Source organism: Xenorhabdus santafensis, from assembly GCF_033949405.1.
GTDB classification, from domain to species: Bacteria; Pseudomonadota; Gammaproteobacteria; order Enterobacterales; family Enterobacteriaceae; genus Xenorhabdus; species Xenorhabdus santafensis.
Genome location: NZ_VCDN01000537.1, coordinates 1 through 368 on the forward strand (window position 1 = coordinate 1; position 368 = coordinate 368).

Annotated in this window: 1 protein-coding gene; it reads right to left on the minus strand. The window is 32.1% G+C overall.

The window, feature by feature from the left end; all coding sequences use genetic code 11:
* On the minus strand, nucleotides 1-368 hold a 368-nt coding region (locus tag FE392_RS23315; protein WP_319932045.1), incomplete at both ends, for a hypothetical protein.

The following is a 368-nucleotide window of genomic DNA, read 5'->3' on the forward strand; positions in this document are numbered from 1 at the left end:
CCTGACGCAGTATATTTTTGCATCCAATTAGATGTAGATAATTGTTGATTTCCTTGGCCAGCACCAGGCATATGTAAAATATAATTATCACCATTAGCAATAGCTGCATGTCCTACTATACCTGCTGAACTTGTTGCATTTGTTATAAATATATCTCCAGCTTTTAAAGTAAATCCACCCCAACTTCCTTTTGGAGTCACATCATCAAAAAATTCAGTATCTCCCATTGGTGCTTGTCCATAATTATTTAATTTTAGCCATTCATTATAAGATAACGGTTCTAGAAAAACACCTTGTTTTAAACCATCTTGATATATAGGCATAAATTCTTCTTTATTTTGTTTTAACCATTCATTATAAGATACACT